At 55.3% G+C, this 19,828-nt stretch carries 22 protein-coding genes; 13 read left to right on the top strand and 9 right to left on the bottom strand.

Annotated elements, in window-relative coordinates; all coding sequences use genetic code 11:
- Positions 1–91: 91 nt before the first annotated feature.
- From ACA051_RS12240 to ACA051_RS12205, 8 genes are all read left to right on the top strand, one after another.
- Positions 92–478: a hypothetical protein gene (locus ACA051_RS12240; RefSeq protein WP_497374938.1), complete on the top strand. Its 387-nt coding sequence runs from the start codon at positions 92–94 to the stop codon at positions 476–478.
- Positions 448–1,605 carry a DUF6708 domain-containing protein gene (locus ACA051_RS12235; protein ID WP_497310031.1) on the top strand — a complete coding sequence of 386 codons (1,158 nt, stop codon included), beginning with the start codon at positions 448–450 and terminating at the stop codon, positions 1,603–1,605. Before ACA051_RS12240 ends, ACA051_RS12235 begins: the two co-directional genes overlap by 31 nt.
- An 81-nt stretch (positions 1,606–1,686) precedes the next feature.
- Positions 1,687–2,535, top strand: coding sequence for a hypothetical protein (locus tag ACA051_RS12230; RefSeq protein ID WP_497310030.1), 849 nt, complete (start codon positions 1,687–1,689; stop codon positions 2,533–2,535).
- Positions 2,532–2,861, top strand: coding sequence for a hypothetical protein (locus ACA051_RS12225; RefSeq protein ID WP_403101520.1), 330 nt, complete (start codon positions 2,532–2,534; stop codon positions 2,859–2,861). Before ACA051_RS12230 ends, ACA051_RS12225 begins: the two co-directional genes overlap by 4 nt.
- A gap of 666 nt (positions 2,862–3,527) precedes the next feature.
- Positions 3,528–3,998 (top strand): hypothetical protein, encoded by a 471-nt coding sequence (locus tag ACA051_RS12220; RefSeq protein WP_497374935.1) that lies wholly within the window; start codon positions 3,528–3,530, stop codon positions 3,996–3,998.
- Positions 3,999–4,005: 7 nt separating this feature from the next.
- On the top strand, positions 4,006–4,269 hold the full coding sequence (locus ACA051_RS12215) for a hypothetical protein (RefSeq protein ID WP_497310026.1): 264 nt from the start codon (positions 4,006–4,008) through the stop codon (positions 4,267–4,269).
- 70 nt (positions 4,270–4,339) lie between these two features.
- Positions 4,340–4,615, top strand: coding sequence for a hypothetical protein (locus tag ACA051_RS12210; RefSeq protein ID WP_497310025.1), 276 nt, complete (start codon positions 4,340–4,342; stop codon positions 4,613–4,615).
- Positions 4,616–4,710: 95 nt separating this feature from the next.
- On the top strand, positions 4,711–5,208 hold the full coding sequence (locus tag ACA051_RS12205; protein ID WP_497310024.1) for a hypothetical protein: 498 nt from the start codon (positions 4,711–4,713) through the stop codon (positions 5,206–5,208).
- 103 nt (positions 5,209–5,311) lie between these two features.
- On the opposite strand, the gene ACA051_RS12200 is transcribed toward ACA051_RS12205, so the two are convergent.
- The 9 genes from ACA051_RS12200 to ACA051_RS12160 form a co-directional block, all read right to left on the bottom strand.
- The gene (locus ACA051_RS12200; RefSeq protein ID WP_497375540.1) at positions 5,312–6,133 is read right to left on the bottom strand and encodes a VanW family protein; all 822 of its coding nucleotides are present in this window, start codon (positions 6,131–6,133) and stop codon (positions 5,312–5,314) included.
- 342 nt (positions 6,134–6,475) lie between these two features.
- Entirely contained in the window at positions 6,476–7,054 is a 579-nt protein-coding gene (locus ACA051_RS12195) for a hypothetical protein (RefSeq protein WP_497310023.1), read from the bottom strand.
- Between the two features lie 86 nt (positions 7,055–7,140).
- Positions 7,141–7,314, bottom strand: a complete 174-nt coding sequence (locus tag ACA051_RS12190; RefSeq protein ID WP_497310022.1) for a hypothetical protein — start codon at positions 7,312–7,314, stop codon at positions 7,141–7,143.
- Between the two features lie 12 nt (positions 7,315–7,326).
- The gene (locus tag ACA051_RS12185; RefSeq protein ID WP_497374933.1) at positions 7,327–7,569 is read right to left on the bottom strand and encodes a hypothetical protein; all 243 of its coding nucleotides are present in this window, start codon (positions 7,567–7,569) and stop codon (positions 7,327–7,329) included.
- 126 nt (positions 7,570–7,695) lie between these two features.
- Complete coding sequence (locus ACA051_RS12180; protein ID WP_497374931.1) at positions 7,696–8,751, bottom strand: lipocalin-like domain-containing protein; 1,056 nt, start codon at positions 8,749–8,751, stop codon at positions 7,696–7,698.
- Entirely contained in the window at positions 8,741–11,212 is a 2,472-nt protein-coding gene (locus tag ACA051_RS12175; RefSeq protein ID WP_497374929.1) for an ABC transporter permease, read from the bottom strand. Before ACA051_RS12175 ends, ACA051_RS12180 begins: the two co-directional genes overlap by 11 nt.
- Position 11,213: 1 nt before the next feature.
- Entirely contained in the window at positions 11,214–11,882 is a 669-nt protein-coding gene (locus tag ACA051_RS12170; protein WP_497310019.1) for an ABC transporter ATP-binding protein, read from the bottom strand.
- 87 nt (positions 11,883–11,969) lie between these two features.
- Positions 11,970–12,671 (bottom strand): hypothetical protein, encoded by a 702-nt coding sequence (locus ACA051_RS12165; protein WP_497374927.1) that lies wholly within the window; start codon positions 12,669–12,671, stop codon positions 11,970–11,972.
- Positions 12,672–12,882: 211 nt separating this feature from the next.
- The gene (locus tag ACA051_RS12160; RefSeq protein WP_497374925.1) at positions 12,883–14,580 is read right to left on the bottom strand and encodes a sulfatase-like hydrolase/transferase; all 1,698 of its coding nucleotides are present in this window, start codon (positions 14,578–14,580) and stop codon (positions 12,883–12,885) included.
- A gap of 388 nt (positions 14,581–14,968) precedes the next feature.
- Between ACA051_RS12160 and ACA051_RS12155 the strand changes: the two genes are divergently transcribed.
- The 5 genes from ACA051_RS12155 to ACA051_RS12135 are packed head-to-tail and all read left to right on the top strand — an operon-like array spanning position 14,969 to position 19,815.
- On the top strand, positions 14,969–16,321 hold the full coding sequence (locus ACA051_RS12155) for a UDP-glucose dehydrogenase family protein (RefSeq protein ID WP_497310016.1): 1,353 nt from the start codon (positions 14,969–14,971) through the stop codon (positions 16,319–16,321).
- A complete protein-coding gene (locus ACA051_RS12150) occupies positions 16,318–17,376 on the top strand; it encodes an NAD-dependent epimerase (RefSeq protein ID WP_497310015.1) in 1,059 nt (352 codons plus the stop codon). Before ACA051_RS12155 ends, ACA051_RS12150 begins: the two co-directional genes overlap by 4 nt.
- Complete coding sequence (locus ACA051_RS12145) at positions 17,373–18,119, top strand: sugar transferase (RefSeq protein WP_497374923.1); 747 nt, start codon at positions 17,373–17,375, stop codon at positions 18,117–18,119. The genes ACA051_RS12150 and ACA051_RS12145 overlap by 4 nt, the downstream gene beginning before the upstream one ends.
- On the top strand, positions 18,120–18,767 hold the full coding sequence (locus ACA051_RS12140) for a CpsD/CapB family tyrosine-protein kinase (protein WP_497310013.1): 648 nt from the start codon (positions 18,120–18,122) through the stop codon (positions 18,765–18,767). It abuts the gene before it with no gap.
- 22 nt (positions 18,768–18,789) lie between these two features.
- Positions 18,790–19,815, top strand: a complete 1,026-nt coding sequence (locus tag ACA051_RS12135; RefSeq protein ID WP_497310012.1) for a polysaccharide biosynthesis/export family protein — start codon at positions 18,790–18,792, stop codon at positions 19,813–19,815.
- The last annotated feature ends 13 nt before the right edge of the window (positions 19,816–19,828 follow it).

Here is a 19,828-nt window from a genome sequence, read left to right as displayed (position 1 = left end):
CGCCAACCGCAGTCTGATTGAGGAGCGCCTACTGCTTGCCGACATAACGGCAGCACCGCAGGTAGCGTTGCAGACGATAAACAACAAGCCTATGGCGGTACTGCGCATACCGGGAATTACGGCTCGTGAACTAAATGATGTAGAGTTTGGCGTGAGCGCTTACTGGCTGACAAACCACCAACGTAATGATTGGGAGGCATGGAGCGAGCCGCTGCTTTATCAATTCAACTTGCTCAGTGCTCCGGATGAACCGCTTAGATTAGGCATGGACATTTTCCAACACGAAGCCAATGCCCAACATGGTTTGGCTATCGCCCTACGCTATCACCCCGTTGCTGGCGATAAATCCTTCCGAGAGAAACGCTTCGAAACTACGACGTTGAACGCGCAAAATGGCAAACTATTTTCGGCTGTCTCTGTTTTGAAGTCGCGCACAACCGATGCCCCATGGCTATTGGTCAACAGCGACTTCCTGTAGCTGCCCGACTCACCACTTTCCGGTTGAATAACATGCCATCCAAATCAATGAATAACGATGAATTTAATCTCAAGCACCAGCGCCCCGTCGCTGGTGAATCTCGACGTTTTATTACTGGCGAAGCAGTGTTTTTCTCGCCACTCCCCGTCCCTACCGGCCAAATGCCAATGGATTTGGGGGGAAGCTTCCTTGATGTCAACGACACTTACCTGGACGTAGGTAGCAGTAACGTCAATAAGGCATTCCAAACCAGGGTTATGATCGCAAGCAGCATGCTCATACTGATTGTGGGTTTAATAATCGGCCCCTTCATCGCCGGGCTAATGAGTTTCGGTGATCCCTATGGCAGATCATTTACACATATTTTCATAGAATTTTTTCCTACCGGCGCTGCAATCGGCGCTTGGGGAGCAGCAGGAGCCACAGTTCTGGGGCTCTACGTTGTCATCAGCACTACCCTAGCCAAAGTCCATACCCGTCCGATACGCTTCAATAGACAACGCCGCGAAGTCTGTTTTTTTGCTAATGGTTCTGACGAGCCGGTCATCCAACCTTGGGAAGAAATGGTGTCCTGGCTTTCTGTCAGTACTGGTGTGACTGGGGTCGGCGTCATGAGTACTTATACTTTTGGCATGGCATTTGACGACCCTAAAACAGATACCGTCCATTTTGTGAACCAGGGAGTAATGACTCCAGTTCATGGTTTGGGTAAATGGGAGGCGATACGTGTTTACATGGAAAGAGGGCCACAACACTGTCCCGGTAAAGCACCGTACGAAGGCCGGCATACGTTTGATAAAGAGCGCGGAGATATGATTGAGGAGTACCAACATAATGAGCGCTCCGCGTTAGGTGTTGGCTGGTGGTATTTCACTCATGTAATCACCTTATGGCGCTTTCCGTATTGGGTTGCTGAATGGGATCATCGTTTCAGTATGAAATCTCTGCCGGACTCCATTGCTGAGTGGTCAAAGTCTATACCGACTGAGCAATGGGCCAAGCCGAGCCATGCATTGAAAGAGCAAAGTGCCATGATCGAAAAGGCTTTTGCTCAGGGACAAGATTTCATGACGTACTTCAAAGCGAACCTAAATGAAATCAAGACAGAAGAATCGATAAATAATTGAATGGTATCGATGAGTCGCGTCCTTGATGCTTAAATATAATCGACTACCTCATGCCGGACATGCATTTTATGGTTATCCGGCATGACACCTACTTCTCCACAGTACGACAAGTTCGATATTCGACAGCAGCGCCCCATCGCTGGTGAATCTCGACGCTTTACTAATGGCGATGCGGTGTTTTTCTCGCCACTACCCGTTCCGACCGGACAAATCCCAATGGATCTCGGCGGAAGTTTTGTTGAAGTCAACGACACCTATCTGGACTTGGGTAGCAGCAATCTCACCAAGTCTTTCCAAGCACGATTGGCGGTGTCACTCCCTACAGTCGTAGTTATTGTTTGTCTATTTGTTCTCCCAACTTTGATGGGCTTCGCTGCATTCATAAATCCCTTCGGCAGAAGCTTTTGGTTTTACTTCAATGATTTTTTTGAGTTCGGAATATCACTAGCGCTCTGGTGTGGAGGGGGAGCAGCGCTGATCGGCCTGTACGCGATTATCAGCACCACAAGAAACAAAGCCCGCGCCCGCCCCATCCGATTTAACCGTCAACGCCGAGAAGTCTGTTTCTTCCCGAATGGCTCCGACGACCCCGTGATCCAGCCTTGGGAAGACACCGTTGCATGGATCTCTGTCAGCACCGGATTCACTGGAGCAGGCGTAATCAATAGCTACACCTTTGGAATGGCCATAGATGATCCCAAGGCCGATACGGTGCACTTTCTCACACAGGAGGTCATGACTCCTGTTCATGGAATAGGCAAATGGGAAGCCATACGTGCTTACACGCCTAGAAGCCCACTTGCAGGTAATGAAAAATTTGAAGGCCCAGGAAATCATCTACCGGGAGGGGCGCCAGAGATGGTGATCGATTCTATCCCTACTACCGATGCGCCTGGTGTGTCTACCATGACAGAGATTTTACTGAAATGATTACAATCCATGCTTATGTCACAAAATCCGACAGCGATTTTGTTAGAGTTAAGATTCTAGACGCAAAAACCAAAGAAAAACTTATCGATATTGGCTTCACAAACGATATCGATCTTAACGAATATAAAATCAACACACCAACCGATGAAAAAAAATCCGACGTATTTAACAAACTTAGAGAACTTGATTTTTATTTTTCTGATGGTAGAGAGTGGTGTCCTGCAGAAGTATTTGAGTATTTAAGAGACAAGGGACTTTTAAAAGGAACTTTTAAAATGATTAGCTGGACTAGCCCTGACAAATACATTATCACAGTCGACAAATGAACCGCAAAAATGCAAACAAAAACAAACAGACGGGAAGCCCAAGATAAAAGCAAAAAAATTTATTTTCGTGAAAGAAAATAAATTCTTCCACTTTTGAGAGGATGACTGGGGAAAAACCCAATGAAAACCATGTTCGAGACTGCCCTAGATCAACATGAAATCTCCGAATTCTTCAAAGGAAATGGTATCTATTTTGCTAGAGGATCCGACTGGGGTGATCATCTACATGTAAGCAACTGGGCAGAAATATGCAATGTACTTAAACCCAGAAAGCTACACGAAACTTACTGACGACTATATTTGAAGAGCACGCAAGATACCTCAATGAAAATTACGAAGATGCTGAAGGTCTACTTTCGAATATAACAGCCTATTACATAATAAAAACAAGGCATCCATTTCTATCCGACGACAACTACGACCTGATCAAAAGCATCGACAACAAAAGCAAAGAACAAATAGGCCGCCTATTTAGACTCCTAAGAAAAGAGCACGATATAAAAACCAAAGAGTTACAAATGCTTTCATTCGAACAACGGCTTCAAAAACTAAAAATAAACGGCTGCCCCATTGATCTTGAAAGTCTTTGAATGGCAGAAATCCGCCATTTTTTTAGATTAGCCCACTTTTAAGTTGGAACCAATCTTATGACTGGAAACATCCTCAGTGATCAGCAATTTTGAAAAAGCATTAGACAGAGATGAATTCCCAGACTACTTCAGAGGATCCGGCATCTATTTCACAAGAGATCCTGACTGGGGTAATCAACTACACATCATCAACTGGCAGGGGCTTTGCGGCTTTCTCAAGACACAAAAAAATCCCGTCTCTATTCTAAAAACCGCGTTTGAAAAATACGTAACTACCGTAACAAACAGTCTAGAGGACGCAAACGACCTTCTCGAAAATATAGGGTGCTATTACTATATGCGAAAAAAGGCCCCAGTCTTATCTGAAAATGGTTTTGACCTAATTCTGAATATGCCTAGCAATGAAAAACAAATAATATCTAAACCCATGAAATTCCTGCATCAAGAAGTAAGTAAAACGACGGACATACAGGACATCGAACTCTACAACAGTCGACTATCAAAGCTTATTCATGATGGCGGCCCTTGCGATATAGAAAGTCTTTAGAGATAAAATGAAACTCTATGACACGCTAACAAACATTTCCGAACGTTTCTCTATCGGTATAGAACTGGAAACTGAAAGGCTCTATGTCTCGATACCCGTCAGTAATCGCCTGGTGGATTACGAAGAGTATTATCAGATAGATAGAGTTGCTTATGATCTCTATATGTCTAATCCAACTGCAGCTTTAGATTTTGTTAAGCTCTGCAGGAACCGGGAAGTCGATAACCTGCTCATCTTTGCGCCTGGCACAGATCGTGGAGAGACTACATAAGTTCTGAATAACTCAAAAAAGCCCCATAACCCACGTCTAAAATGGTTTCACACATGACAGGAGCCTTCCGATGCCTTTTGCGGATCTGCAAAATGCGGTTAAGTTTGCCGGGTTCACCGTAATCGGGTTCTCGGACCAGCGCGCATTTTTCGGCTGCTGGTCGTTGACTGTCGAAGGCCATGGAACAACCTACCTGATCGTCAATGAAGGACGCGATGGTTGGATGATTTGTTATCGCGCTAGTGCGGTGGGAACACTTACAGAGCTGGACAAGAAAGAATCGGCTTGGATGGACGATACCGATAAGGCAGCCCAATGTCTGACTTGGCTCTCTGGCCTTCCGTAACCCACAAAACGCCAAGATCCCGAAAAATCAGAAAAAGTTAGACAGTCGCCACTCGCAGAACATCTACCCTATAAATCAAACAAGCAGGATCTCTCGTGAATAAACACCAGATCAGTCTTTCAAACGGTTGGATTGCCGAATTCGAGAATCAGGGTGAATTTCGAATGTCAGCTGAAGGCTGGAATTTGGTTCTGCAGGGACCGGATCAGCGAAGCATCCAGTACTTCAGAGACAAGATCATTGTCGTGAATGATGACGATGGTACTCAGGCAAAATCATGTATTCGCCTCTCTGACGATGGCGTTTACGGTTATTTGAGCACTGGGCTGGATCAAGGTTGGGTGATTGATTTTGCACGAGGCATGATCGCTCCGCACAGGGTAAGCATCTCCCACAGCCATGACGGATATGATGAAAGCATCTCAATGTTCGAACAACCTGCCTTCAAACGTGCACGCGAGTATATAAGTGTGACCGGCAAGTATATTTATCTGACCTTCCCCCTCACTAAAGATGAAGATTTCCCTAAGGTATGGGAGGAATATCTGCGGATTCGGCGACGTCAACTGGACGAGCTTTACTTCAGGAATTGATCCGAAAGTACTGACTCAACCCTTATAGACCCGTGCTTTGGAAATCCCCCGAAAACTCTATCGACTTTCGAAAAAAATCGCGATCTTATGGTCTCCCGTATTTTTATCCATTCACGGTCAGCAAACTTTCCTCAACCTCATACTTAACAATCACCCGATTCTTATAAAGCCGCTCATTCTCCAACACCTCACTCCCCTGCCCCTTACTCCTGACCTCCCGCCAAATCTCGCTCTCCCGAAACACCCGCCCACCCTCGCGCAAAAATCGATGCCCAACCTGATAAACGTGATACCGAAACTCCCGCACCCGATCACACAACAACTCCCCTTCCAACTGCTGCTCGCCAACCTTCAACTTCAACTGAAAATGCCGATCCGTCGGGTTATGCAGCACCAGATCAACGTAGTTATAAAAAATCGCCGCCCCTGAACCGAACGGCAACACCCGCCCTTCATCAGGAAACGGATCGAAGCTGTGGTTCGAGCGTTCAACCACCACCAGCGGCGAGTGAATGGCCATCCAGTGGATCAGGTTGCTCAGTTGGCAGATGCCGCCGCCGATGCCGCTGCGTGCTTCACCAAATGACAGTTCCATGCCTTCGACGTAACCGCGTTTACGGGTCGGTCGGCCCACTAGGCGGCAGAAGGAAAAGTATTCACCCGGCGCGATGACTATGCCGTTTATCGATGACACGGCCAGTTTGAGGTTGATGACTTTGTTGTGTTGCAGCGCAATATCGGAGTTGCCGAGTTTACGAATCAGCTTGGAGGTGTGTTTGAGGTAGCGAAACGGCAAGCGGGATTCGGCGTTGATCGATACGGCGTATTGCCGGCTGGAGAAGCGCCAGGCTATTTGCCGAAAAAGTCTTTTTTGCCACACGCGCAGCCAGTAGAGGGCTGGGTGATAGAGGGAGAGTGGTTTCATCCGTGTCAGAACGGCGGCAGCCGTTTTCATCCTTGATCTGAAAAATGCCGCGCATCTTAACGTATCGCACTCCAATAAGGTGTTCGCCCAGTGTAATGGCCTCGGCAATCCATGCACTGGTAAAGAGCCCTGCCACTGGGCGAACGGGAAGTATTTTAATAGAAGTCGGGGAAGTTGTCCGCATACATAATCATGAAATTTATCGATACAACATTAATTAAATGTCATCTTAAATATTATTTGTACGACAACCAAAACTCACCAGTTCGACCATCAAAACTGATTGTTCTTATACAAAAAAAATGTACAAGAACAATCAATATATAGAGCTAATACTCAACTTCAGTGTTTGCTGGTCACTGTGAGGATGTCGGTGTAGGTCACGACGACACTCTGTCCAACTTTCAGGTCTTTCAATTTTGCTTGAACTTCGGGCCGTACAACGTCGATGGTCTTGGACTGGCCAGCAGGATTTTCGAAGGTCAGTTGGTTTTTCTTCACATCGATTTTGGTGATTTTCAGCTGAACCTGCACCTGACGATAGGCTTCGCCGCCCGGGTTGTCGCTGCCGGGGGCGGCGCGGACTTCGCCGGTGCGCTCGACACTGCCTGGCAGGCCTTTATCGATGTCAGTGTCGAGGTAGGCGGCGACGGCGCTGGTGACTTTCACGTCGACTTGATCGCCGACTTTCAGGTTATCGAGGTTTTTGGCCTTCTCGGTCAGTTGCACATGGACCTGACGACCTTCAGGCCCTTCCAGGACGACCTGGCGTTTAGCCGCATCGACCGAGACGACTTTGGTGGTGACCTCGTCCGCTTCCACAACGGCAGACAGCGGAATGTCCGCAGCCATAGCGCCAAGGCTGGTGGCAGACAGCAAGGTAGCGAGGGTGATGGCTTTAGTCAGTGCGTGGAGTTTCATAAGCATACTTTCCCTTTGATTGGGTGGCAGCAGACGGCTCTGGCCCGAAGGTCAGCGCCGACTGTGCAACTCAGCATAGACGCAGTTCAGGGAGTTTTTGCAGTTTCTTGCGCGGTGGATTCGCCGCTGTCGGTGCCCTTGCCGCTTTCCTTGCGCCGGGTCGGGTCGGTGGGGCGCAGGGCGTCGTTGTCGCGCTCGACTTCGCCTGGTGGTCGTGGTTCGTCGGGGTGTTTTTCGGTGTCGGGTGATGGGGGGTTCATGATGGTTTCTCCTCAGGCTTCGGGATCATCGACTTCTTGTGCGACGTTCACCGCAGGCGAGTCGTTGTGGGATTGCTCGGCCTTGGCCTTTAAGGCCTGCCACTGCTCCAGATCAATGGCGCCCTGACCCAGCAAATCGTCGGCCACCCGCAGCAGTTCGCTGTAATGGGCGTCGGGGGATTGCTGCCAGTAGGCCTTGTCTTCGAACAGGCGCTGCCAGGCATCGAGGTCGGGTGGTTTGAGGTCTTCGCTCATGGGTGAGTTCCTGCGAGGCGTTCAAACGGTAGAGGCTTGCGCAACGGTTGGAGTTCCGGGGGATTTGGTGGGGAGCTAGATCAAGAGATCGCAGCCTCGTTTCACTCGACAGCTGCTACAGGGGGGTCAGTAGCCGGTCATTTCGAGATATCCGGTGCCGCCGTTGAATTGCACGGGGCCTTCCCAATAGGGAATGCGCAAATCCATCCAGGCATTGGGGTTGAGCGCCGAGATGGAGATGTCGAGATGTTTGGAGGGGATTTTAATCGCCCAGCGCACCGGCATTTGACGCCCGGCGACTTTTGCGGTGTCTTGCGGTGTGAGGCTGATGTCGGAGGCGTGCAATGACTGAGTCTGGCCTTGAGCGTCGATCCAGGTGCCTGTGAGATAAGGCGCGCCGTCCTTTTGCCGCATGCGATAAAGCATGACCTGTTCGCCGCTGTCCAGGTGCAGCGAAAACCAATCCCAACCCGTTTGATTGGCCGTCAACGGCTGGCTGCTCCATTCCCGATCAAGCCAGGCTGGACCGCTGACCTGATAAGTCTTGCCATCGATTTCCAGCGTGCCACTGGCCTGGAAAAACGGCTGGCTGTAGTAATACGACGCCTGCCCTTGTTCGGATTTCTGACTGAAACCCTTGTCGCCCTGAAGCACCAGCGGACGAGTAGATGTCAGCCGCAATTGGTAGCTGAAGCCCTTGTCCCGCGCGCTGAGTTGCAAGTCCGCCAAGGCGTCGGCACCTTGGCTGCTGAAGCGCCAATCGTCGATCCAGGCATTGAACGGCGCCAGACTCACCCCCGCCTGACCTACCCCGCCACGGGCATAGCGTTCGGCAGCGTGATGGGCCGTTGCCGACGTCACGGCCGCGTGCCCCAGCCAGATGGTCTGATTGCCCCAACCCGACTGCTCCGGCACAGCTTTCAACGCGCTGCGAAACAACGTCCATTGCACGCCAAACTCGCGCCCTTGATCGTCCTTGAGGTTGGCGGTGACGTACCACCATTCGATGCGGAAACCATCGTGGGGACCGTGGTCTGCCGGAAAGCTGAACACCCGCCCGGGCACCACCGGTGTGAATACGGAAGCCTCACCACCAAGACCTGCGAAGCCCTTCTCCTCAGGCACCGAGTTATCGCAGCCGCTCAGCAACGCCAATAACAAAAGGCCGACCTTAATCCTCATGAGCAAACGTCCTCAGCAAGTCCGCCGGCTGCGTGCGATAAAGCGAATACAGCGGCCACGCCGACGCCAGTAACGTTGCGAGCAACGCCAGCCCCATCAACTGCACCAGTTGCAATGGAAACACCCGCAACGGCAATCGCCAGCCAAATGCCTGCACGTTGATCACCGTGTCCAGGCACCACGCCAACGCGATCCCCAACGGCAACGCCAGCACCAGCGTCAGCACCGCCAGCAACCAGGTTTGCCCGAGGTTGAGCAGCATCAATTGCCGCCGCGTCACGCCCAGCGCCCACAGCGGCGCGAGTTGGCCGAGGCGGCTCTGGCTCTGGGTCAGCAGGCTGATGAATAGCGCCACACCGGCGACGGCCAGGGTCAGGCTGTTGAGCGCGGCGGTGGCGGCGAAGGTGCGTTCGAACACTTGCGTGGACCAGCCCTTGAGCCGTGCCTGATCGACGATCCGGCTGTCGTCCAGGGCGAAACGTGTTTGCAGCGTTTTGAGGAATGGCGCAATCAACGCTGGCTCGATGCGCAGGTTGAAGCGATTGGGCGTGAGTTGCGGCCACCCGCGTAACAGATGGTTGCCGTTCACCAGGATGTGGCCCTTGGGATTGCCGTAGTCGGCGTAAATCCCGATGATCCGTGGCGACCACGGACCGCCCGGCGTGGGGATGGTCAGGTGATCACCGAGCCGCACCTTCAAGCGCCGGGCCAGTTGTTCGCTGAGCATCAGCGCATCGTCCTTGGCCAGGTGGTCCCAGGGGTTGTCGCCCAAAGCTTCCAGCAGCGGCCAATGCTGGCGGTAGGTCGGGTGATCGATCACGCCGAAGATATCCGCCGGCCAGCCTTGTAGCTGGATCGACACCTGCCAGTTGGGCAGCACGGCGGTCAGTGAAGGTTGCTGTTTGAGCCAGCTGTGCAGCTCTCGGGACTGGGCCGGGTTTTGCGGATTGACGTAGAGTTCGGCGATCAGGCGTTGTTCGAGCCAGTCGTTGAAGGTCTGGCGGAAACCGGCGGTCATGCTGCCGGCGCCGATGTTCGCCGCCAGCGCCAACAGCAGCGCCATCAGGGCCAGGCTCAGCGCCGGCAGTTGCTGACGGCAGTCGGCGAGAAACCATTGGCCGAGCACCGAATGACTGCGGCTCAACGCCAGGTTCAAGACCAGATTCAGCAGCACCGGCAAGGCCAGTGCGGCGCCGATCAACAGCGCCGCCATCAGCACAAAACCACTGGCCAGGCTGTCACCCCGGAACCAGGCGATGAGCGCGATGACAGCAGCCAGTGCCGCGACCCAACCCTGACGCCGTAACCAGCGCGCGTGCGCCTGATGCCAGGCTTGCGGATCGGCCAGGGCCAGCAACGGCAGGCGCGCCGCCCGCAACAGACTGTTGGCCCCGGCCAGCAACGCGCCGAGCAGGCTCAGGCCCACCCCGCTGAACCACCACCACGGACTGAGGCTCAACTGCCCCGCCACTTCGGCACCGTACAAACCGCGCAGACTGGCGGCGACGTCCGGCAGCAGTACGCTGGCCAGCAAATAGCCGCTGGCGACGCCGGCAATGCCGCCAATCAGCGCCAGTGCTCCGAGTTCAACCGCCAGACACGTGATCAGCATTCGGGCGCTGACCCCGCAGGCGCGCAGGGTTCTGAGCAAACCTCGACGTTGCTCCAGCGCCAGCCCGATCGCGGCGTGAACGATGAACAGGCCGACCACGAAGGACAGAAACCCCAGGGCATCGAGGTTCAAGTGAAAGCTTTCAGTCAGCCGCGATAGGTTGTTTTCTTCACCGCCGGTTTTGAGCTGTAACTGGCCTTTGTATTGATCGGGCAGTGCGGCGCTGAAATCCTTGGGCAACAACAGGCGCGACAGCTGCTCCGGCAGGCCGAGAATCTGCTGGGCGAAGCCGATGTCCACCAGCAACATGCCGGGGGCCATATCGGTTTGAACATGCAGCGGTGGCAGAATCTCGCCATTTGCGCTCACTGGACGTTCACCTCCGTGCAGACCCAACATCTGCAAAGTCTGCGGCGAAATCCAGGTGCGACCCGGAGGGGTGAAAAACTCGACAATCTGCTCGATCGCCAACGACCGCCCCGCCACCGCCGATCCGGCCGGCAGCGACACCGGTTCGATGCCCATCAGCTGCAGACGTTGGTCCTCATGGCCCTTGAGCGTCAACCGCCCTTGCAGCACGGGCGATACCGGCCAGCCCGCGCGGCGCAGGTCGACAAACACTTGCTGGGAGAAGGTCGCACCACTGGGCGCAATGAGGCTGGCTTGCGGTTCGCCGCCGATCAACTGACTGGCTAGAGCATAGCTGTCACGCGCCTGGCTGTTCAACGCCTCTACGCCGGTCAGCAGGCTGGTGGCGAGCCAGAGCCCGGTCAGCACACTGAAAAATTGCACCGGGTGTTGCCACCAATGGCTGAGCAGCGCCCGCAGCGTTTCGCGAAAGACGCGCACCTCAGTGCTCGTCCGCGCCAGCCAGACGGCCGCGGTGCAGCACCACTTTTTCCGCCAGCCGTGCGGCAACCCGATGACTATGCGTAACCATCAACAAGGTGGTCGGACTGTCGTCGAGCAATTCCAGTAGCAACTTCAATACTTCATCGCTGGTGGCTTCATCGAGGCTGCCGGTGGGCTCGTCGGCCAGCAACAATTTCGGCTTCGACGCCAGGGCGCGGCCCAAGGCGACTCGCTGCTGTTGCCCACCGGAGAGCTGCTCCGGATAACGCCGCAGCAAATCACTCAAGCCCAGTCGCTGGACCAGGTGCGCCTGCCAGCGCGGATCATGCCGCCCGGCCAGGCGCGCCTGAAACGCCAGATTGTCCTCGACGCGCAGGCTGCCGATCAGGTTGAACTGCTGGAACACCAGGCCGATTTCGGTCCGCCGCCAATTCGCCAGTTGCCCTTCGTTCATCTGGTCCAGCCGATGTCCGCCGCTTTGAATACTGCCGCGATCGACCTTGTCCAGGCCGGCGATCAAATGCAGCAAGGTGCTCTTGCCACTGCCCGACTCACCCATCAGTGCCAGGCTACTGCCGGGTTTCAATTTCAGGTCGACACCTTGCAGCACCGGCAGCGGACCTTGCGCAGTGGCGTAGCTTTTGAAGACGCCCTGGACCTGAAGCATGAGCAAACCTGTTTGATGAACGTGGAGGCAAGGATAGCGGCCTTGCATGATTTTTGTCCGGTGCGTATCGCAGGGCTGACCGCGTCCTCAGTCTCGCAAGAGACCCGGCCAGTTTCCGTCATTCACCGGAATGGGCCCCTCCAGTAATTTGTGTGTGGTAAGTCTGTATCGGAGATACTCGTTATTAGTCAGAAAAATATAGTAATAACTATCGAGAATTGTCCGGTCATTTTGCACCGCTGTAATCAGTCGATTCTTGTAAGGCGCAAGCCCAGGCCAGGTCGCTTCGGAAATCGGTTCGTAAACCACCCTTTTTTTATTAAGGTCAAACTCAAGGCAATAACCGTTGTTTAACAGAAAATCAAATTTTCGAGGAAACAAGGCCGTCGGATTCAAAGTCCCGGCGACAATCCGAGAGAAGTAGGGAAGTAGCGGGTGCCAGATCGAGTCGTACACAGGCTCTATACTGATCACCCGGTCAGCGTCCTGATCGTATTTGCAAAACGTTGGAACATTACCCTCATAGTAGAACAACCATAATATGTCTAAATCAAAGCCGAAGACCCCGGAGGAAGCCACACCAGCGGTGGAAAACCCGAAAATCAGCTTCTTGGCATGAAGATGGAAGTCATGCCAGTTGTCACTGGTAATGTCACGTGGGTACCCGTCAAGGACCTTGTTCTCGCTAATTACAAATCGTGAGTAAGTGTTCGTATCCTTGAAGAAAAAATAAATCTGATCTTTCCCGGCGCGCCAATCGACGGCAACAAAATTTTTGAGTAATGGCATATAAGCGTGTCTTTAATTAGTGGGTGTTAGATGCGACCAACACTAACGCAGAGCAGTACTTTTTTTATAATGCTTTTATCATCCAGATTGTTTCAATAAAGAACAAAACAGTGAGCAGCGCTTTCAGAACCGGGTCTAATGGTCTGACGCCTTATCGAGCAGTCTCCGGGCGGCGATCCGACGAAGAGACTCGTCCTCCCAACCAAAATCCTCACTGCCCCACCGCCACACTCGTAGCCGCCTGCCCCGGCGTCACAATGCTGTTCAGATCAATATGCTTCCACTCCGGCTTCGCCCCCAGCCGCGCGTTGAACCGATAGTTGAACGTAAAGTCGTCCGCAGTTGGCACGCTCAGTGGCTTGCCATAAACCGCCTCAATCCCCGCCAGGTCATACCCCATCAACTGCAGCAGCGTCGGAAAGATGTTGTAGTGACTCGACCGATCCTTGTTCGCGGCCAGCGCCTTCTGCCAATCCAGTGTGCGCAACTGATCGCCTTGAATCACCACCAGCGGCACCAGGCCCTCCTCCGCCACCGGATCACCGCCGCAGTGCAAATTCAACCCGGGATTGCCCCGTTCATGCAGGTCCTGCCCATGGTCCGAGGTGTAGATCAGCAGCGCATTGCTCATGTCTGCCTGGGCAAACACCCGTGAGAAAAACTCCCCGACGTTCCACAGCAAGGTGTTCTTGTAGGCATTGCGATAGAGCACCCAATCGTCCGGCTGACCGTTGAAACCATCGCGCTTGCCGGTGTCCGCGATCTCGACAAATTGACCACGAGGCAAGGTCGGACGATAGGCCATGAACGCATCCGGGTATTTGTCGTGCACCGGGAAATGCGCGCCCACCTTGTTGACCACCACCAGCTCGGGCTTGCCGTCATTGAGCAAATCGATCAGTTTCGCCGCGGCCGCCATGTCGCGATCACGCACGCTGGTCTGGTCGAATTGCACAAACTCGTCGATGTCCTTTTTTTCGTTCTCGTTCATCAGGTTCTGCAAGTTGCCACCGGTGCGCTGGGCATCGATGTACACGGTGCGCAGACCAGCCTTCTTCGCGTACTGCCAGATCGACGGCATCGTGCTGTTGATGCGCATGTAGTCGGCGCGAGTGCCGCCGTAGCGCAGGGTGATGTTGGTGTCGGCGCTGCAATTGGCGATGGACGCGGCGTAACCGTAATTGAAGATCGCGACGCCTGGGCGCGGTTCCTTGAGGTTGCTGTGCACACCGAACGGGGCGTTGATGTCCAGGTAGTTGCCGGAAATGCTTTCGTCGATGACCAGCACGATGTCGTGGCCCAGCGGTGCGTCGTTGCGTGCCAGGCTCACAGGCTCGCGCGGGCCGACGGTGTTGTGCAGGGCTTCATAGGTGAACAGGTTCAAATAGGCCAGCGGCGTGTACATGATCGGCAGGCCACGGGCGCCTTCGCCCGCTCGCACGAACAACACCGCACTGAGCAGCAGCACCCCGAGCACCGGCGCCGCCACCAGCAACGCACCGGGCAGCGGCATTCGCCGACGCGGCTTGAGCCCGATACCAAACAGCAGCAGCAAGCCGCCGACCACCCCGCTGATGATCGCGTCGCGGTACTGGTACGCCGCCTCCTGAATGAATCCGCCGGAATACACCAGCGACACGAAGCTGCTGTAGGTCAGGTAGTCGGCCGTAACGCGGGTATAGACATCAAAAAATACCGCCGACATAAACATCGCCAAGGCAAATAGATGACGGATCAGTGTCTGGCGAATGTACGCGGTCATGAACAGTGCCACGGTCAGCACGATAAACATCCCGCCAAACAGCAGCACCGGGAAACCCATTCCCATTGCGCTCAGGCGTTCCAGGTAATAGTCGTAGTTCTTAACTAAATAGAGAACTAAGAGCAGTTCTTTGAGGTATCGAATCATAGTATTTCCGATGCTCGAGGCCGTCCGTTGGCCAATAGATTGTCGGCCATTTTTTGACACTAGCACCGGGCCATCAAAGCGCAAGAAATGTCGGGTTTTTTCACAAAGCGTCAAAAAAACGTTGACTCAAATCTGACACACTCGAACGGCTACAACCCTTGTGTTTCATGCCCTACGACCGTTTATCGTTTTCTTCAGAATGTGAAAAACCCGTCAAAACCGCGGCAAATCCAGCAGCGGCAAGCACTTGATGGCAAAACGCCCCAAAAATGGGGCTGTTATAGCAGTGCAACATGTCATTTTGCTGACACGTTTTCCCAGTGCTGGGCTATACCCCTTTTGACAGTCTTATTTAAGTTCTTTCAACCGTCTTACGAGGCACGCCAATATGGACGTGAGCGTATTTGGTACGGGCTACGTCGGCCTGATACAAGCAGCGGCACTGGCCGATGTCGGACATCGTGTCTTATGTGTCGACATCGATCCGAACAAGATCAAGCAATTGCAACAGGCCGTGCCGCCGATCAGCGAACCGGGGTTGTCCGGCACGCTGGAAGAGAACATCAAGGCCGGCCGTTTGCTGTTCACGACCCAGGCCAGCGATGCGGTCGAACACGCCGAGCTGATTTTCATCGCCGTCGGCACGCCCGCCGATGAAGACGGGTCGGCCGACCTCAGTCACGTACTGAATGTGGCCCGCCAGATCGCCAGTTACATGGAAGCCGATCGCACCCTGATCATCAAGTCCACCGTGCCGGTCGGCACCGCGGACCAGGTGGCCGCCAGCGCCAACGAAGAACTGCTGCGCCGTGGCAAGAGCGCCCTGAACGTGCGGGTGGTGTCCAACCCCGAGTTTCTCAAGGAAGGCAGTGCCCTCGCCGATTGCATGCGCCCGGACCGGATCATCGTCGGCACCGACGACGAGGAAGCCCGCGGCCAGCTCAGCGAGCTCTACGCGCCGTTCTGCCGCAACCATGAAAAGATCATGTTCATGGACAACCGCAGTGCCGAGCTGACCAAGTACGCGGCCAACGCGATGCTCGCCACGCGCATCAGTTTCATGAACGAACTGGCTAACCTCACCGAGTTGCTGGGTGCTGACATCGAAGCGGTGCGCAAAGGCATCGGTTCGGACCCGCGCATCGGCTACCACTTTATCTACCCGGGTTGCGGCTTTGGTGGTTCGTGCTTCCCCAAGGATCTGCGCGCCCTGCTCCATACCGCTGAACACAACGGCATGCCCTTGCGTCTGTTGCGCAGTGTCACCGACGTCAACGACACTCAGCGCCACATCCTCTTCAGCAAACTGAAGGCGCAATTCCCCAACGGGCTGGCCGGCAAATCCATCGCGATCTGGGGCCTGGCGTTCAAGCCTAACACCGATGACATGCGCGAAGCCCCCAGCCGTTACCTGATGGAAGCACTGTGGGCCGAAGGCGCGAGCGTACAAGCCTATGACCCGGAAGCCATGTCCGAATGCCGACGCATTTACGGCTACCGCAATAACTTGCACCTGTGCGCCACCCGCGACGACACGCTGGAAGACGCCGACGCCTTGGTGATCTGCACCGAGTGGAAGAACTTCCGCGTGGTCGACTTTGACCTGCTGGCAAGCAAACTGCGCTCACGGGTCATCGTCGACGGTCGCAACCTCTACAACCCGGAACAGGTGGCGGCGGCCGGGTTGCACTACAGCGGCATCGGCCTGCGGCACATCGTTCCCGAGGCGCCGCGGCCATGAAGATTCTCGTCACCGGAGCGGCCGGTTTCATTGGTGCCCATTGCGTGTTGCGGCTGATCCGTGACGGGCACCAGGTGTTCGGCCTCGACAATTTCAATGATTACTACGACCCGCAACTCAAACACGACCGCGTGGATTGGGTGCAGGAGCAGGTTGGCGCTTTCCAGCTCGCGACGGTTGACCTGGCCGACGGTCCGGCCATCGAGGCCCTGTTTGTCCGTGAAAAACCCGAAGTGGTGATTCACCTCGCGGCTCAGGCCGGGGTGCGTTACTCGCTGGAGAACCCGCGGGCTTACCTCGACAGCAATTTGAGCGGGTTTCTCAACATCCTCGAAAGCTGTCGCAACCACCCGGTCAAGCACTTGATCTATGCCTCGTCCAGTTCGGTGTATGGCGCCAACCAGCACACGCCTTATTCGGTGAAGGACGGCGTCAACCATCCGCTGTCGCTGTACGCCGCGACCAAGAAAGCCAACGAGCTGATGGCCCACAGCTACAGCCACCTGTTCGGCATTCCCTGCACCGGCCTGCGTTTTTTCACCGTATACGGGCCTTGGGGCCGGCCGGACATGTCGCCGATCCAGTTCGCCCGGGCGATTGCCGAAGGGCAGCCACTGAAGTTGTTCAACTACGGCGAACACCAGCGCGACTTCACCTACATCGACGACATCATCGAGAGCATCGCGCGGCTGATCGACCGTCCACCGCAAGCCAACGCCGAATGGGACCGTGAACAACCGGACCCGGCCAGCAGCATGGCGCCGTGGCGGATCTTCAACATCGGCGGGCAACACCCGGTGGAGCTCAAGGATTACCTGGCGCTGCTGGAAAAACACCTTGGACAAAAAGCCCTCGTCGAGTTGCTGCCGCTGCAGCCGGGCGACGTGCTCAACACCTGCGCCGATGCCAGTGACCTGGCTCGGGCAACCGGATTTCAGCCTTGTATCGAGCTGGATGAGGGACTCGGGCGCTTCATCGCCTGGTTCCGCGATTACTACCCACTGCCTATCGCCCACGCGCCGCTTGCGGCTGAACTTCAGCGGAGGATTCTATGACTGGACATGAAAAAACGGTGCCCCTGCAACAGATGCGCCGAGACAAACGTCTGGACCCGGAGCACCGAATGCGCCTCGATACCGCGATCCATATGCAGGGTCGTGGCTGGATGACCGGTCGTGACGGCGGTCGGCCGTGGACGCTGTCACGTACCAACCGCGTTGTCGCCTGCTTCGGTGCGCTGGTGATTCTGGTGCTGATCTCGCCCCTCCTGCTGGGCTTGGCACTGGCGATCAAATTCAGCAGTCAGGGACCGGTGATGTTCGTGCAAAAACGCACGGGCTACCGCGGTCGCAAATTCGGCATGTACAAGTTCCGCACCATGGTGGCCAACGCCGAGGAGCTCAAGGAGTCCCTGCGTCATCTGAACAAGCACGGGGCCGACGCAATCGATTTCAAGATCGACAAGGACCCGCGCATCACCGGCATCGGTGGTTTCCTGCGGCGCAGCAGCCTGGATGAGCTGCCGAACCTGATCAATGTGGTGACGGGCGACATGCGCCTGGTGGGCCCGCGCCCAACCTCGTTCAACACCTACCGCTACAAGGACAATCACCTTGCACGCCTGAGCATCTACCCCGGCATGACCGGCCTGTGGCAGATCTCCGGGCGCAGCAATATCGACTTCGACCAGCGCGTTGAGTTGGACCTCAGCTATATCGCCGAGCAGAGCCTGTTGCTTGATCTGAAGATCCTGTTGAAAACCCCCTTCAAAGTATTCAGCGGCCACGGAGCGAGTTAAATGGACGGTTCATCAGCCAAAAGCCTAAGCATTGCCAACCCGAGCGAGTCCAACCTGACGTCGACCGTGCTCGATCAAGATCTGCGGATCCTATTCCTCACCGCCGCCAACCCCGGCGCAGGCACCACCACCAGTGCCCTGGCGCTGGCCAGCCAACTGGCGCAAATGAGCAGCGGCGAGGTGCTGCTGGTCGATGCCAGCCAGTCATCGACCAACCTCACGCAGCAGATGGGGCTGAGCAAGGAGCGCGGGTTTCGCGACTTGCTGTTCAACACCCAGAGCCCGCCACTGCTGCAGGACTGCGTGGTGAACGTCTCCAGCCTGCCCTTCCACATCCTGCCCAACGGCCGGTTTGTGCGCGGCACCGAACACCTGACACCTGAACGCCTGGGCCCGTTGCTCGATCAGCTCGGCAGTCAGTATCGCTTTGTGGTGATCGACGGCGACGCGGTGTATTCCGCCGCCGACACCATGATCATCAGCACCCAGGTGGACGGCGTGATCATGGTCGTGCGCTCCGAAGACACGCGCTGGGAAGTGGCCCAGGCGGCGGTTCAGCGCCTGACCCAGGCCGGGGCAAAACTGGTGGGCAGCGTCTTTAACCGGCGCAAGTACTACATGCCCAAATGGCTCTACAAAAACCTGTGAGCAATCAGAAAAGGATGACGACATGAACGCCAAAATGCTTGTCCTGCTGTTGCTGCCGCTTGCAGGTTGCTCCAGCACTTCCGAAACCCAGAACATGCCGGTGAATATCCTCACGGCCTCACCGGCCAACGCCCAGGCCACCGACATGCCCAAGGTCGAACAGACCTTGCGGCCACAGGATGTGCTGGACGTGATCTTCCACATCAGCACCAGCGGCTCGGACGCCTACCGCATCCAGTCCGGTGACCAGATCGGCCTGAACTTCACCGCCGCCAGCCAGCTCAACGGCAATCAACTGGTGCTGCCCGATGGCAGCATTGAACTGCCGGGCGCCAATACTTCGGTGAAAATCGCCGGGCTGACGTCCGAACAAGCACGTGAGGAAATCCAGCGTGCCTACCAGCGCAAACAGCTGTTCCAGCCTAACCGCAACCAGCTGTCCGTGCAGATCATCAGCCCGCTGAGCAACGAGTCGAACCTCAAAAGTGCCCTGAACCACCCCGCTACCGGCATGAGCCGGGAGATCACCGTGGGCACCGACGGCTACGCCAGCTTCCCGGAAATCGGCGCCGTGCCGCTGCAAGGCATGACCGTCAATCAACTGGAAACCTTTCTTAATAAACGCTACGCACAGCTGCCGGGGCGGATGACCGTCGATGTGCTGCTGAAGTCCACGGCGGGTAACGAAATCTACGTGCTGGGCGAAGTCGGTCAGCCAGGTTCCTACCCGATCCGCCGGCCGGTCTCGGTGCTTGAAGCGCTGACCCTGGCCCGTGGCAGCAACACCAAGGCGCGGCTCGATTCGGTGATGATCATGCGCCGCAACGGTAACCAGGTGCAGGCCGTGCGCTATGACGTCGAAAAAGCGCTGGCCGGCGATGCGTCACAGATCGCCTACCTGCAACCGGACGACATGCTCTATGTGCCGAAGACCAAACTGGCCAGCGCCGGTGAACTCGCAAGGCAACTGGCAGACGTGGTGTTGTTCCAGGGCGTGGGCTTCAGCTTCGGCTACCGCGTCGACAACAAAGACAGTGACAGCAACTAACTCTCAGGTGACC

The sequence above is a fragment of the Pseudomonas sp. LBUM1669 genome (assembly GCF_059695705.1).
This window is presented reverse-complemented; position numbering and strand designations above follow the sequence as displayed.